Raw genomic sequence first — 13688 nt, 5'->3', positions numbered from 1 at the left:
TTGCGCTCAGTACCACAACTTTTGATTGCAGCACCCAAAGGTGGTTTGAAACCTGTACCTGAATACCGATTTCGAGGGGCCTTCCCTCATCTCTTACAAAGCATGAATTTCTCGCATTTTTTTCACTCCTTTTCGTGCAAGAAATCCTTCAGGACACACTTTGACGATTACCTTATTAATTTAGCATAGACTAAGAAGTCGATTGTCAACAGACAATCGACTTCTTAGCTAAGTATGATGTATGTAACCCTTTATGAACTACTGCTAGCAGAAGTCGCTGCGGAGGAAGCTGTAATTGCTGCGATCATAGCTGCCTGCTGCGCCTGTATAAGGACCTCTATCATTGTTTGTAAACCTGTGTTGGCAGCTTGACTTTCCGCACCTTTCTGACTTACGAATAGCTGAATCGCAATCAAAATATTGGTATCCGTATGCCAGCGGAATAGCTTTTCTCCTTGCAATTTCTCAATGAATGCTCGAACAGAATGGACCTCTTTCTCTCCATCCTCAAGCAATGCTAGCAGCCCGATAGCTGGATAATGCATTTGTTTTACTTTTACCTTTTCTCGTTTTAGCAGATTCCATATGTTTGTGCACTGTGCTACTAGAATATCTTCACTGACATCCTTCTTTAGAGAAAGAATATGACTTAAAAATTGAAGATTATTCCCTTTGTACATACCAGCTGCCGCCAGCTTCTGATAGAGACGTTCCACTCGATCCATAAGCGTCTCTACTTTCTCTGATTGTCCTGCTAGTAAAACAGCGAGCGGGTAATCATCTGTACTTGTAAGAAAGAAGTGATCCTCTTTCATGCGCTTATATACTTGCATTGACCGCTGAATGCGTACGTCATGCTGCCCAGTTTCTTCTGGTAAAAGCGCAGCTGCTGCCAAATAAGTAAATATACTCCGGCTAAAACCACCAGCGACTAATCGTTCATATAAGTCTAGAAACTTCTGAAACGCTTCTTTGTAATGTGTAAAGTGAATATCTAATGTTGCGGCAACCACAAAGCGATGATAGGACTTTAAATAGGAAAACATCCCTACCTGATCCTTAATATAATTACTGATTTCTAAAAAACGCCCAAAATGAAACGACTTATCACTGCCTGCATACATAGCGGCAATCATCATCCCTGTCCGAGAATCACTAGTTTTCCATTTTAATTCCCCTTTTAACTGTGCATATATATGTGTGTATTGCTCCAGCTTTTGTTGCAATGTAATCATAGCTGTTCCCCTCATTTCCTCATGTTTCTCTTCTATCATACTATAATTCCATATTTAGGAATACCATTTTCATACAGACTTTGTAAGCTTATACTTTTCTAGTTATTCCCTCCGTAAACCTCCTATTAGTTATAAGTAAAGTCCCAATTCCTGTCTTCCTATCTCTTCTTATTCACTCCTAACAATATGTTCCATATGAATAGGTAAATCATGCACTTTATCCTTCAAAAAAACTGGTTTCAAATTATATTCACTTATTCGCTCTAATGGCACCCATTGAAACATATACCTTCTGCCGTCTTCTTCAAGAATAAAAGAATCCTCTCCCTTTGCAGGCAGCTCAAGTAAGTTCACTTCATAATAGAAACTAATTTCATGGAACTGATGCGTATCATATGTAAAGAAATTTTCAGCCGTCCATAGCAGTCTCTTCACATCAACATCTACTCCTAGTTCTTCCCTAAGTTCTCTTCTCACTGCCGATTCACTGCTTTCTAGCATCTGCACTCGTCCACCTGGTATATACCAGAAATCTTCCCCTTCATTTTGAATCATTAACATTTTATTATTATGTTTACATATTGCGCCGACTCGATAGTTGAAACAAGTTTTCTCTAATTTGAATGTAAGATCCATTGTTATGTACCACCTTTATATGATTATTAGATTTAACTACTAAAATATTTTACTTGCAAACTTTGCTTATAAGCGATGATAATAGAAAACAATCCATTAAGCGCAAACAGGATAACTACTCCAATTGATAAATAAGCTAAATCTGGAGAAAACACATAAATCGCATGCCATGGAGAATCCGTACTATAAATGAGTACCGGAATTGTAGCGATAGATAGCACTAAGAAAATAATACCAAAAATGCACCATACGCTTCTTTTACGAATTTTTTTTGATTTCATCTTTATCAACAAATAAACGAGCATTACAAAAAGTAAGCATATTGTCCCTAGTGTAACCAATTGAACAATAGGAGTATTTGAAGGTATATCAACTGGTTCATTTCCATTTATTACATTTATAATACCTTGCTTCAAATAGGAAAGTGCCTCTTCTTCCAAAATATGATTTTTGTTGGTAAGAATCACACCGCCCCAACCCGTTTTCGGTATAAAAAACATTTCTGCATGTGAATCAGGGGTTGAGCCTGAATGCCATATCATTTTCTCCTCAGAATCTGGATTTGTGATTCTTACCCCTAAGCCGTAGTAGCGGGTTTCACCCGTTTGAACATGCGGTGATATATAAAGATTCATAGTGTTTTCAGTTAAAAAATTGTCATTCTCTTGTCGGCTAAGGAATTTAATGTATTGAATCATATCTTCTGCACTTGCTGTTATGTACCCATACGGTGCTCCCCCATTATCATATGTTACCGAACTTTTTATAGGAATCCCAAACCATGACTGATAACCAGCAAGATATCCTTTTTTATATGCAGTATCATTATCAGCTGCTGCATTCTTCATACCTAATGGTAAAAAAATCTCCTGCTTCATGTAGTCAGAATACGTTTGATTGGTAACCTCTTCAATGAGAGCACCGAGAATTAAGAAATTCGCATCACTATATTGATGTTTTTCTCCAGGTGAAGCGGTAAGCGCAACATTTGATAGACTTTCCACATTATCTTTTATAGCGTTGAGCCCGTCAGATTCTTTGTCTGATATTGCTAAACCAGAATAAGTACTAATTCCACTTGAATGAGTAAGCAAATGTTTAATTGTTATTTTTGATGTTGCTTCTTTATCTTTAAGTGTAAACCACGGAATATATTTTTTGACTGGATCTTCTAAATGAACGGTATCTTTTTCAATTAATTTCATTACGGCTAAACCTGTTAATGATTTACTTATCGATCCTATAGTAAAGGGAGTTTCAGTCGTTACTTTTTCCTCAGTTTCTCCCGTTACACCCCATGCTTTAGAATAGAATAAATCATTTTCATGAACGATAGCAATCGAGGCTCCTGGAATTCGATGTTCTTTTAAAAAGGTTTCTACGTAGTTATCTATCGTATTCTTAATATCTTTTTCTGCGGAAACTTTCGAGGCTGGTAGAAATAAAATCACCACATTCCATAATAAGCATATAAAAATGACCATGAATTTTAGTATTTTCATATTAACATTCACCTGCTTATATTTACTTTTCTTATATAAAACACTATCAGCGTGGAAATTAGTATGGAAATAGAAACGCTGGTAATCATTAACAGAGAATTCCACCAAGAATTATCTGCTATCTGATACAAAATATTATAGTCAAACGAATTATTAGTATGTAGTGGGTTAAATGATTCGGTTAAAAACATAGATAGTAAGAGTTGTGAAGTGAGATAGGTAACAATTGAAGTAAGGAGTCCAATCACAAATAAAATGCCTGTTCTATTTTTTGAGTTTCGTATCTGTTTTATTTCAGAATGAAGATCTACTTCATTCATTTCTAAAAAATCTTTGATAAATGTTGTTGTATCTCCTAAATCATTTAGACTATCTTGGCCATGTTCACGACATTCTTGAATATGTTCTAAAAGCTGCTGTTTAATGATTTTTCTGTTCTTTGAACTTATTTGGTATTGTTTTAACTCCTCGAGAATTTCGTTTAAAAATTGTGTTTCCTCCTTGCTCAATTTCATTTTCATTCTAAATGTTCTCCTTTCAAACCACTTTGCAGTAGGGATTTTATATCCTGTTGTAACTCCAACCACTCGTTGATTTTTTTCTGAAGATACATTTCCCCTTTTTCATTAATTTCATAATAAACTCTAACCTTACCACTTTCTGTCATTTCACGATAAGTGTGAACCCATTCTTGATCTTTGAGCTTAGTCAAAATGGGATAAATGCTTCCTACTCCTTTCAGTTTTAAATTGTGTTTTTCTAACTCCTTCATAATTTCATATCCATAACTTTTACCCTTTGACAAAATAGATAACACACACATCTCTAAATGACCTTTAATTAAACTTGTTCTATCCATAGGATAAATTTAACAAAAATATATACTTCATTCAAGTATATATTTTGAAAATATTATTTTTTCTAAAAATAGGAGCGTGCGCACAAAATTTCAAAGTCCCAAACGCATATAACCCCGTCTAAATTTAAGACGGGGCAAGAATATTTTTTTGAAATCTAAATTTTATTACACAATCATATCAGATCTTTTGGATTTCCAATTTAGCAGAATCTATTTCCTTGCAAAATTTTTTCTCTGCTTGATGAGTATATACTCTCATCATAATATCTCCTTCTGAAACCAAACCTCTAGCAATTCGGCCTCTCTTTCTCTTGATATACCTGCTTTTCGTTCTGTATCCTGCCTCGATTTCTCCCATAGATACACATCACAAATAGTATCTTCAATAGGTCTAAAAGAGAGACCAGCGTTAACAGCTTTTTCTATACTGATGAAAAAACTACCTTTCCACGGTTCTGTCTCTCCTTCTAATGGGAAATTTTCAGGAATCCATAAAGGCAACTCCGTCCATGGCTTTACTTTATTCTCAATTAAAAATTGTTCTTCTGCCCATACAAATTCAGCATCGCTATTTGTTACTGCTTTACAAGTATTTAATAGTTCTTCTATCGTCAATCCATTATTCGGCCCTGTCACATTAAACTTGCCTACTTTTCTGGTTTCTGCCATATCGAATGCCCAGGTTGCCACATCTTTCACGTCAATCAGTTGAACAGGACGGTCTGAACGCCCTGGCACCATTATTTTCCCACCCTGTGCTACACGCTGAATCCAGTATGGGAGTCGATCGGAATAGTCAAATGGCCCAACAAGAAGCCCTGCTCTTATATGCAAAACACGCCCCGGCCAATATTTTTCTGCTTCTTCCTCGCATAAAACTTTAAGTGCCCCATAATACTCGTAAGGAGATATTTCCCCATCCTCAACCGCTTTCAACTTATCGCTAGGCGGCATAGGCTGTACACGATAGCCTTCCTTAATATGAAGTGGAATCCAATCTTTGTAAGTAGAGATACTTGATATAAATGTATAATGTTCGATGTTATCTCCAAGTACAGCAGCGATTTTTTTAATTTGATGAGGAGAAAATCCACATGTGTCCATTACAACATCCCATTTTCGATTTGCTAAACATGATACACCACTGTCTCTATCGCCTATTAACTGCTCTACTTCAGGAAATACATCTTTATTCGTGCCACGATTAAATAAGGTGACTTCATGCCCTCTTTTCAATGCTTCTTCTACTAAAGCTCTTCCTAAAAAACGAGTACCTCCTAATATAAGGACCTTCATAATTTTCCCCCATTCATTTGCATAACTTATAAAATTAGTATTCATTTTATATAACGATTTTCCTGGTTAAAAAGTTATGGGGGTGATGAAAAAAAGGTGCTTACTTATTATGCTCTATAAAAAATGTTGTTGCTTTTCTTCAATTCCCAAAGCCATGAAAATTAATGAAATTGCTAACATTTTTGACCTCTAAAATTTATAAATGTAACTATGTTTGCGAATAGGTGTAGTAATAGTTTCAAGAGAATTCCATTATACAAATATCCTTTTTCCAAACCACGCTTTTAGATAGTAGGGTAAATAAACACTTCTATTAACATTTCCACAACCTATTAACTTCCACCAATTCCTGATCATGAAATTCCATTCTGTATATATCCGGTTTTGATGTATGTAGTAAAAAGTTCAAATCGTACTGATTGTCATAATATCCCATCATCAAAGTCATAACAGCTCCATGAGTGCCTAATACTACTTTCTGGCCCCGATAAGTCTTTAATAATTCTTTTAAAACTTTTATAGCTCGGTTCTGACAAACTGCATTAGACTCTCCTCCCTTTAAAGCGAAGTTTGGATCAGAAAATGATTTTTTTAACAAAGGTAATAATTTCTTATCAGATATTCGCTTGTCTTCAGCAGAAAAAACCTTCTCTTTTAGATCTTCAAATACTAAAACTTCTTGCCCTAAACGTTTAGCTAACTCCTGAATAGTTAGGATGGATCGGTGGTATGGGCTTGAAACAAAAACCTCAATACCTTTCCCTTGTAATATATCAGTTATTCGATAAGTATCTAATTTCCCTTTTTCAGTTAACCCTCTTGTTCTTTCATTTTCTTCTGTTTTTGGTGATTCGCCATGTCTCACCATGTAAATGAAAGTTTTCATAATACTCCTCCTTTACATAGCCTATCGTTTTCTACATCTTCTTCACAAATAATACCCTGCTCCCTCCATCCCCATCATAATTTGTATGTACAGATACTCCATCTACTTCCCCATCACCTATTTCAATTTCAAATCCAATTTCTTGATGGAATTGAATTGATTTTTTATTTACCGGAGAAGTTACCGCTTTTACAATATGACGATTATTTGCGCGAGCTGCATCGAAAAAATAAGAGTATAATGTAGAAGCTATGCCCTTTCTTCGATGCTTTGGATTTACTCCAATAAAATGAACATATGCTTCATCGGTATATGTTTGTGAGAAAAATCCACATAAAAATCCTGTAATCTCCCCATCCTGCTCGATAATAAAACTTGTTTCTCGGAAATGAACGAAAAAAGTTTCGGCAACATATCAGCCATATTTCTCCCGCCCCACCACTCATTAAGCACGGAATGAATCGTTACATAATCTTCGTCTTGAAGGTGTCTTACTTTCATTTCTCTCTTCCTCTCATCCTATTATTCCCCATTTTATCTACACTTCTAATTATTAGGTAAATACAAATATCTACTATTACATAGACCCCTTCCATTCTAATGAAAAACATCACTTTATAATATTTGCTATTTATAACAATACTTCCTCCACGTCCTAAAACTTTGACATATAAAAACATTTTATATAAAATATTTTTAATAATTAGAATATTAAAAACAAAAGAGGTGAACTGATGAATCAACAAAACTCTGTCCAGAAAAAAGCACTCATAGCTAGTTTAATTGGTAGTTCTATCGAATGGTTTGATTTCTTCTTATATGGAGCTGCTGCCGCACTTGTATTTAACAAATTGTTTTTTGTAAACGAAGATCCCCTTGTCGCACTCATGCTTTCTTATCTTTCTTTTGGTATTCCATTTTTTATCCGTCCACTTGGAGGGATTATCTTTAGTCATATCGGTGACAAAATCGGAAGAAAAAAGACACTTGTGTTAACCCTATCTCTGATGGGAGGGGCGACAGTATGCATTGGTTTGCTTCCTTCATACGAAACTATCGGTATACTAGCTCCTATTCTTTTAATATTACTAAGAATTATTCAAGGATTAGGAATTGGCGGCGAATGGGGTGGTGCTTTACTATTAGCCGTAGAATATGCACCGAGGGAAAAAAAAGGACTTTTTGGTAGCATCCCTCAAACAGGTGTAACAATTGGAATGTTACTCGGAACTGCTGCGATCTCTTTCATGACAATGATTTCTGGTGATAATTTTGTAACGTGGGGATGGCGAGTTCCATTTATTTTAAGTGCCGTATTGGTATTCATAGGGTTATGGATTCGAAACAGATTAGATGAAACACCAGATTTCAAAAAAGCAAAAGAAAGCGGAAATATTTCAAAACTACCTATTGCTGACACTTTACGTCATCATTGGAAATCTGTACTTATCGCTACAGGAGCAAAGGTAGCGGAAACAGGTCCCTTCTATATTTTCTCGACATTCATTGTTTCTTATGGGACATCGCAGCTAAAACTACCAAATACAACTGTCTTAAACGCAGTTACAATCGCTATGCTCATTACTACTATTATGATTCCGATTATGGGAAAACTTTCAGATTCAATTGGAAGAAAGAAAATGTACATATGGGGCACGATTGCAATTCTCTTATATGCTTTTCCCTATTTCTTAATACTAAACCAAGGAACAACTTTCTCTATCATTCTCGCAACTGTTATCGGTTTAGGTATTTTATGGGCACCTGTAACCGCCGTATTAGGTACATTATTCTCTGAAATTTTCTCCACTCAAGTACGCTATACTGGCGTTACGCTAGGTTATCAATTAGGAGCTGCATTAGCTGGTGGGACAGCACCGATGATTGCTGCTTATTTAATGAATGTGTATAACAATTCTTGGGTTCCGGTAGCTTTATATATTGTACTTACTTGCTGCATTTCTTTAATCGCTATCACTGCCGTTTCAACAAAGCAAATTGCAGAAAATGTACAAAAGCAAGATATACAAGCCTAGTCAATTGGGGGATTTTCAACTCCCCCTTTTCTATTAAAAGGAGGATAATTGAAATGATTCATATTACAGAAGAAATGGTACAAGAAACTTATAAAATGAAAGATTGCTTGCAAGACGTCGAAAAGGCATTCCAGTACTATATGAACAATGAGATTACAACACCTGTAAGGCTAAATATACAACACTCTCAAGAAGAGGCAAACTCCCTTTATATGCCCTCTTATGTAGCTCCAATTGAATTTGCATCTACGAAAATCGTTAGTATCTTCCCTCAAAATACGCAAAAAGGGAAAAAAGCACTACAAAGCTTAATCGTTTTAACAGAAACAAATACTGGAGATCATGTCGCGACAATTGAAGCTTCCTATTTAACAACACTTCGCACAGGAGCAATGAGTGGTATTGCGACAAATCATTTCGCTCGTCAAGATGCTAGCATCTGCGTTGTCATCGGATGCGGCGCTCAAGCACTCGGGCAAATACAAGCTGTTATGGAAGTTCGTTCTCTAACTCGTATTCTCCTTGTAAACCGTACAATGCAAAAAGCATTTGAATTTAAAAATCAGTTACTCTCCTTATATCCAAATTGGAAAGGATCCATTGAAATTATGGAATCAGCTGACGAAGCTGTTGCAATGGCTGATATTGTCATTTGTAGTACCACCTCCACTACTCCTGTGTTTGATGGAAAATACATTAAACCTGGTACTCATATTAATGGAATCGGTTCTTACCAACCTCATATGCAAGAACTCGATTTCACTACATTACAGCTCAGCGATAAAATTATTGTAGATACATTAGAAGGTGTACAGCATGAAGCTGGTGATTTCTTGATTGCAAGCGAAAAAAATGAATGGGATTTTTCAAATGTATATAGTGAGCTCGGGGATATTATTTTAGGACATAAACAAGGACGTTCAAACTCTGATGAAATTACTCTATTTAAATCAGTTGGGGTAGCTTTTTTAGATACAGTGGTGGCTAGTTCGATCTATCAAAAATATATGGAAAAATCATCCTTAAAGTGATTCGTCACCATAACACTAGGGATTATTTATATAATGTGAGAAAGGCTGTGAAGTTGTTTGAGGGGTTATAAAGCAATGCTATTTGATTTAGATGATACCTTACTTGATAGGGATAAGGCAGTAGATAACTTGTTTTCAATTATTTTAGAGAAGTGCTATGGGGATGTTAAACAACATTCAGTAAAAAACGAAATGTTGCAGAAATTCAAGGAATATGATAAAAGAAGCTATGGCTACAGTGACAAAGTAAAAGTTTTGGAATCATTTTTTGATGAATTCCCACCAAAATATAGATTGCCACGGAATTACATTCAAGATTTTTGGAATAATAATTTTCCTCATTGTTTTTCTATAAACCAAAATACTATAAATATCATAAATACTATAAATATCATAAATACTATAAAGATGCATGTTAAAGTTGCAATTATAACAAATGGCTCAACTCAGAGACAAAAGGCTAAAATAATTAACACTAATTTAAATAGTTGTTTTGATATAATAATTATTTCTGAAGAAGTGGGATTTAGTAAACCTGACAACCGTATATTTGAATTAGCATTAAATAAGCTTAATGTGCAACCGGAAGCAGCATTATTCGTTGGAGATGACATAGAAAAAGATATTGGTGGCTGTCAAAATGCGAATATAAAGGGCATATGGTTCAATCCTTATATGATCAAGAATGATACCGAAATAAAACCATATGCCGAGATCAATTCTTTTGATAGATTATTAAGTTATTTTACATATTGGGGTCTCGCCACATCACCATCAAGCTAAGAAAAGCAAATACCCCAAAACACAAATTTCATCTCACTTTTTTGTTTGATAAGTTATTAATTTCTTTTAACACATGAAGCTTTTTTATTTCAAGGTTCTGTTATCTTTCGTTGTTGATTTACTTTATTAAACTATTTGGAAGTTTTGTTGAACAAGTTGTAAATTTAACATTTTAAAGTAAGAGCATTTCTTTGTAATGAGAAATGCTTTTTATTTTTGTCAAAATTAAAAGGACATTTCAATAACAATAATAATATAATAAAAAACAATATGAATTTATTGTAAAACGATAAATCACATGATAAAATCATGTTGTCATTAAATAAGCGAGGTGCTTTTTATGAAACAAGTTACGACACTCTTTTTAAAGCTAGCTGTTATTTTTATAGAAATCCCAGTTCTTGCATTGTGCATATTTTTGGTACCTAAGTTCGGGAATTTTGCTGGAGAATTGTATCCAGATATTGCTTATATGAAATCTCTCGTTTTAATCGATATGTACGCGGCAGCGATACCTTTTTACTTTGCTCTGTATCAAGCTTTTAAACTTTTAAGCTATATTGATAAGAACCAAGCGTTCTCGGAATTATCGGTAAAGGCTTTAAAGAATATAAAATACTGTGCCATCACGATCAGTACCTTGTACTTGCTAGGTATGCCACTCTACTATCTCATAGCGGAAAGAGTTGACCCTCCAAGTATCATACCAATCGGATTGGTCATTATTTTCGCCTCTATGGTGATCGCCGTTTTTGCTGCTGTTCTCCAAAGACTTTTACAAGAAGCTATTAATATAAAATCAGAAAATGATTTAACGGTCTGAGGTGGAGGATATGGCAATTATTATTAATATTGATGTGATGTTAGCAAAACGAAAAATGAGCGTAACGGAGCTTTCGGAGAGGGTTGGGATTACGATGGCGAATCTTTCCATTCTGAAAAATGGGAAAGCAAAAGCGGTTCGTTTTTCAACATTAGAAGCGATATGTAAGACTTTGGATTGTCAACCAGGTGATATTTTGGAGTACAAAAGCGATGAAGGCACTCAATAAAAACAGACAACAACTTTCTTCAACCAATGGGATTAGATAGTGAAATTAAGATGAAGGGATAGCGATTAAGCTATCCCTTCTCTGCGTTTATTATTGTTATTTAATTAGAGAATTCCATTGAGAAAAGGTTGATAGAACAAGCCAAAAGAGAAAAAAAGAAAGGGATTACCTATAAGGAACGTAGTAAACGGTTAAGTGGAATCAACGTGTATATTACGAACCTTTCTGCAGAAAACGTTCCAACGGAACATATCCATGACTTATATTCATTACGTTGGCAAATTGAAATTTTATTTAAAACATGGAAATCTTTCTTTCAAATTGACAAATGTAAAGAAATCAAGAAAGAACGCTTAGAGTGCCATTTATATGGACAACTCATTAGTATTTTACTCTGTACATCTACCATGTTTAAAATGCGTCAGTTACTCTTGGATAAGAAAAAGAAGGAATTAAGTGAGTACAAAGCCATTTATATGATAAAAAATTATTATCAGTTGTTTTATGAAGGATTACAAAAAGGCACCCAAGAATTATCAAAAATTTTTCTACGTTTTTTTTTGCCTTTTGGAGAAAAGTGGACAAAAATCCCATAGGTATGAGAAGAAAACAGTCTTTGATATCTTAGGTGTTGTCTATGAATGTACGATGTCACAAAAACGAAAATGTGCATAATTTTTTTAAAAATCCTATTCAGTAGGTTTATTTGTCATGCACATTTTTTATGTAGTCATCAAAAATCAAAGAGAATACACTACTATATAAACTCTTAGAACGCTTAGCTTGATGGCGATGGGGTACCACCCACATTTTAACGAAAATATACACTAAGCAAATTTCGACATAAAAATAGCCGGATTTTCTACTCTAAGAAAAATCCAGCTTTTATTTTTAGACTTGTTGTAAGGGACGAAGAGCTTCTAATGTTGTAGTATCTTTCGTATCGAATCGATACTCACCTAAAAAATTAATATGTTCCCACCCTAGTGGTGAGATATGTTTTAATAGTTCTTCATTAAATCCATACGTACTATTTAACATTTCTACAGCTTTACTTAAATATGTGGTATTCCATATAATGATGGCATTAATGAGAATACTTAATGCACTTGCTCGTTGCAATTGATCTTGGAGTGCACGCTCACTTTTTATTATTTATTACACCTATCTACCACCTTAATAATTTATACAAGATTTTATGCAAAAAAGAAGAAAAAGAAAATAACGAGGATCCCTAGAATCCCCGCTATATCAATCATGTATAAAATCTTGCATATCGATTGTACATCAAAAAGAAGAAAGAACCGAATCAAAACAAGGATTCCCCCTTGTCCTTGCTACCGATAATGAAACGTTATGTTAACCTTATATGTATAGAGTATTCATAAACCATCATACTCTTATTCATCTTTTTTATTAGGTTCTTGGATTTGGAGTAATTCAACAAAAACACTTGGCATGTCCTGTATTTGAATTCGATTGTCTACAAAATGTTGCAAATTAAATCCATTAAAAAGAGCCATTCCTGCTGTTGCTAAAGTTCTGGCATCCAATGAACTTCCGACAATACCTTCATTTTTCATTTCTTGAATAAAATGTGTAGTAAACGTCCTCCATTCTTCCATCTGGAGAGTAAGTATCTCTTTTATCTGTGGTAATTCATTCGAAATCATACAGCCTTGAAGAAGCATAGAAGAAGACCCCTTCTCATACTTAATATCTCATTTCCTCTATTCGGAAATGATCTTATTAACCAATAAAAACTACGAAACTCATATCTACAATCCTCCATCCACCGATAGACTTCCGTTGTATATAAGTCATCTTTTCGCTTTATTATTTGAACTTTATATTTTTTACTTGGAGAAAAAAACTCTGCTATTACCTGCTCCATAACTAAATTCCCCCCTTTAAAATATTAATGTACAAGCAGTATAATTTCTATTTCAAAAAACACAAAAAGAACCATTTTGGTTCTTTTTATTTTTTAGAATCCTATTTTATACCTTTATATTCACTTATGTCCGCATCATGGAACGCCTCTCGCCATACATCAAATGTTTTACAGAGTTCCCTAGTACCCTTCTTATGTAGATGAACATACTTATACCCATATTCATCTCCTTTTTTATGACGAACTTGGTTATTTTTTTTTATTATAATTCTACCAGATCGGGTAACATCGTATTGTTCTTCATATCCTGTAACACTTCTTCTCTCTTCCACCATATCTTTCACCTCTAATTAACTAAGATTTTTTTAACTAGTTACATTTTTAAATCTGATGTATGAGTATTGGATTTGAGTCAATATTTTGGACACAAAAAAGTTAAATCTAAGCTACTTTTTTAGCTAGATCTTCTATAGTTTGG

At 34.4% G+C, this 13688-nt stretch carries 14 protein-coding genes and 3 pseudogenes; 6 read left to right on the top strand and 11 right to left on the bottom strand.

The annotated features are described in order from the left end of the window. Nucleotides 1-251: 251 nt before the first annotated feature. The 8 genes and pseudogenes from JDS96_RS27785 to JDS96_RS27750 form a co-directional block, all read right to left on the bottom strand. Nucleotides 252-1235, bottom strand: coding sequence for a DUF4003 domain-containing protein (locus tag JDS96_RS27785; protein WP_199668738.1), 984 nt, complete (start codon nt 1233-1235; stop codon nt 252-254). 168 nt (nt 1236-1403) lie between these two features. Further along, the gene (locus tag JDS96_RS27780; RefSeq protein ID WP_199668736.1) at nt 1404-1871 is read right to left on the bottom strand and encodes an NUDIX hydrolase; all 468 of its coding nucleotides are present in this window, start codon (nt 1869-1871) and stop codon (nt 1404-1406) included. Nucleotides 1872-1903: 32 nt separating this feature from the next. Continuing rightward, the gene (locus JDS96_RS27775) at nt 1904-3373 is read right to left on the bottom strand and encodes a serine hydrolase domain-containing protein (protein ID WP_199668734.1); all 1470 of its coding nucleotides are present in this window, start codon (nt 3371-3373) and stop codon (nt 1904-1906) included. Nucleotides 3374-3381: 8 nt separating this feature from the next. Beyond that, nucleotides 3382-3894, bottom strand: a complete 513-nt coding sequence (locus JDS96_RS27770; RefSeq protein ID WP_199668732.1) for a hypothetical protein — start codon at nt 3892-3894, stop codon at nt 3382-3384. Further along, a complete protein-coding gene (locus JDS96_RS27765) occupies nt 3891-4232 on the bottom strand; it encodes a PadR family transcriptional regulator (protein WP_199668730.1) in 342 nt (113 codons plus the stop codon). The genes JDS96_RS27770 and JDS96_RS27765 overlap by 4 nt, the downstream gene beginning before the upstream one ends. A gap of 258 nt (nt 4233-4490) precedes the next feature. After that, nucleotides 4491-5528 (bottom strand): SDR family oxidoreductase, encoded by a 1038-nt coding sequence (locus JDS96_RS27760; RefSeq protein WP_199668728.1) that lies wholly within the window; start codon nt 5526-5528, stop codon nt 4491-4493. A gap of 313 nt (nt 5529-5841) precedes the next feature. Next, on the bottom strand, nt 5842-6414 hold the full coding sequence (locus tag JDS96_RS27755; protein ID WP_199668726.1) for a histidine phosphatase family protein: 573 nt from the start codon (nt 6412-6414) through the stop codon (nt 5842-5844). A gap of 31 nt (nt 6415-6445) precedes the next feature. Continuing rightward, nucleotides 6446-6915 (bottom strand): annotated as a pseudogene (locus tag JDS96_RS27750) (GNAT family N-acetyltransferase). 233 nt (nt 6916-7148) lie between these two features. Between JDS96_RS27750 and JDS96_RS27745 the strand changes: the two are divergent. The 6 genes and pseudogenes from JDS96_RS27745 to JDS96_RS27720 form a co-directional block, all read left to right on the top strand. Further along, nucleotides 7149-8450, top strand: coding sequence for an MFS transporter (locus tag JDS96_RS27745; RefSeq protein ID WP_199668724.1), 1302 nt, complete (start codon nt 7149-7151; stop codon nt 8448-8450). A 53-nt stretch (nt 8451-8503) separates the two neighbouring features. Further along, nucleotides 8504-9481: an ornithine cyclodeaminase family protein gene (locus JDS96_RS27740; RefSeq protein WP_199668722.1), complete on the top strand. Its 978-nt coding sequence runs from the start codon at nt 8504-8506 to the stop codon at nt 9479-9481. A 75-nt stretch (nt 9482-9556) separates the two neighbouring features. Beyond that, nucleotides 9557-10264 carry an HAD family hydrolase gene (locus JDS96_RS27735; protein WP_199668721.1) on the top strand — a complete coding sequence of 236 codons (708 nt, stop codon included), beginning with the start codon at nt 9557-9559 and terminating at the stop codon, nt 10262-10264. A 340-nt stretch (nt 10265-10604) separates the two neighbouring features. Continuing rightward, nucleotides 10605-11087 carry a DUF2975 domain-containing protein gene (locus JDS96_RS27730; protein ID WP_199668719.1) on the top strand — a complete coding sequence of 161 codons (483 nt, stop codon included), beginning with the start codon at nt 10605-10607 and terminating at the stop codon, nt 11085-11087. 10 nt (nt 11088-11097) lie between these two features. Further along, nucleotides 11098-11316 carry a helix-turn-helix domain-containing protein gene (locus JDS96_RS27725; RefSeq protein WP_018765802.1) on the top strand — a complete coding sequence of 73 codons (219 nt, stop codon included), beginning with the start codon at nt 11098-11100 and terminating at the stop codon, nt 11314-11316. 119 nt (nt 11317-11435) lie between these two features. Continuing rightward, nucleotides 11436-11991, top strand: a pseudogene (locus JDS96_RS27720) (transposase); the annotation flags it as partial. A gap of 216 nt (nt 11992-12207) precedes the next feature. Here JDS96_RS27720 and JDS96_RS27715 read toward each other — a convergent pair. The 3 genes and pseudogenes from JDS96_RS27715 to JDS96_RS27705 all read right to left on the bottom strand — a co-directional run. After that, nucleotides 12208-12459 (bottom strand): annotated as a pseudogene (locus tag JDS96_RS27715) (Tn3 family transposase); the annotation flags it as partial. 257 nt (nt 12460-12716) lie between these two features. Further along, nucleotides 12717-13007, bottom strand: coding sequence for a hypothetical protein (locus tag JDS96_RS27710; protein ID WP_018768208.1), 291 nt, complete (start codon nt 13005-13007; stop codon nt 12717-12719). A gap of 304 nt (nt 13008-13311) precedes the next feature. After that, nucleotides 13312-13545, bottom strand: a complete 234-nt coding sequence (locus JDS96_RS27705; RefSeq protein ID WP_206777239.1) for a 3-ketosteroid-delta-1-dehydrogenase — start codon at nt 13543-13545, stop codon at nt 13312-13314. Nucleotides 13546-13688 lie beyond the last annotated feature (143 nt).

The organism is Bacillus cereus group sp. N21 (assembly GCF_016483395.1).
GTDB lineage: Bacteria > Bacillota > Bacilli > Bacillales > Bacillaceae_G > Bacillus_A > Bacillus_A pseudomycoides.
Note: the sequence above shows the minus strand (reverse complement) of the source record. Positions and strands in the feature narration are given on the sequence as shown.

Coding starts and splice junctions, on each gene's coding strand:
- JDS96_RS27775 (WP_199668734.1), bottom strand. CDS start 3,373: ATGAAAATACTAAAATTCATGGTCATTTTTATATGCTTATTATGGAAT.
- JDS96_RS27735 (WP_199668721.1), top strand. CDS start 9,557: ATGCTATTTGATTTAGATGATACCTTACTTGATAGGGATAAGGCAGTA.
- JDS96_RS27770 (WP_199668732.1), bottom strand. CDS start 3,894: ATGAAAATGAAATTGAGCAAGGAGGAAACACAATTTTTAAACGAAATT.
- JDS96_RS27725 (WP_018765802.1), top strand. CDS start 11,098: ATGGCAATTATTATTAATATTGATGTGATGTTAGCAAAACGAAAAATG.
- JDS96_RS27745 (WP_199668724.1), top strand. CDS start 7,149: ATGAATCAACAAAACTCTGTCCAGAAAAAAGCACTCATAGCTAGTTTA.
- JDS96_RS27765 (WP_199668730.1), bottom strand. CDS start 4,232: ATGGATAGAACAAGTTTAATTAAAGGTCATTTAGAGATGTGTGTGTTA.
- JDS96_RS27755 (WP_199668726.1), bottom strand. CDS start 6,414: ATGAAAACTTTCATTTACATGGTGAGACATGGCGAATCACCAAAAACA.
- JDS96_RS27760 (WP_199668728.1), bottom strand. CDS start 5,528: ATGAAGGTCCTTATATTAGGAGGTACTCGTTTTTTAGGAAGAGCTTTA.
- JDS96_RS27705 (WP_206777239.1), bottom strand. CDS start 13,545: ATGGTGGAAGAGAGAAGAAGTGTTACAGGATATGAAGAACAATACGAT.
- JDS96_RS27730 (WP_199668719.1), top strand. CDS start 10,605: ATGAAACAAGTTACGACACTCTTTTTAAAGCTAGCTGTTATTTTTATA.
- JDS96_RS27785 (WP_199668738.1), bottom strand. CDS start 1,235: ATGATTACATTGCAACAAAAGCTGGAGCAATACACACATATATATGCA.
- JDS96_RS27780 (WP_199668736.1), bottom strand. CDS start 1,871: ATGGATCTTACATTCAAATTAGAGAAAACTTGTTTCAACTATCGAGTC.
- JDS96_RS27740 (WP_199668722.1), top strand. CDS start 8,504: ATGATTCATATTACAGAAGAAATGGTACAAGAAACTTATAAAATGAAA.
- JDS96_RS27710 (WP_018768208.1), bottom strand. CDS start 13,007: ATGCTTCTTCAAGGCTGTATGATTTCGAATGAATTACCACAGATAAAA.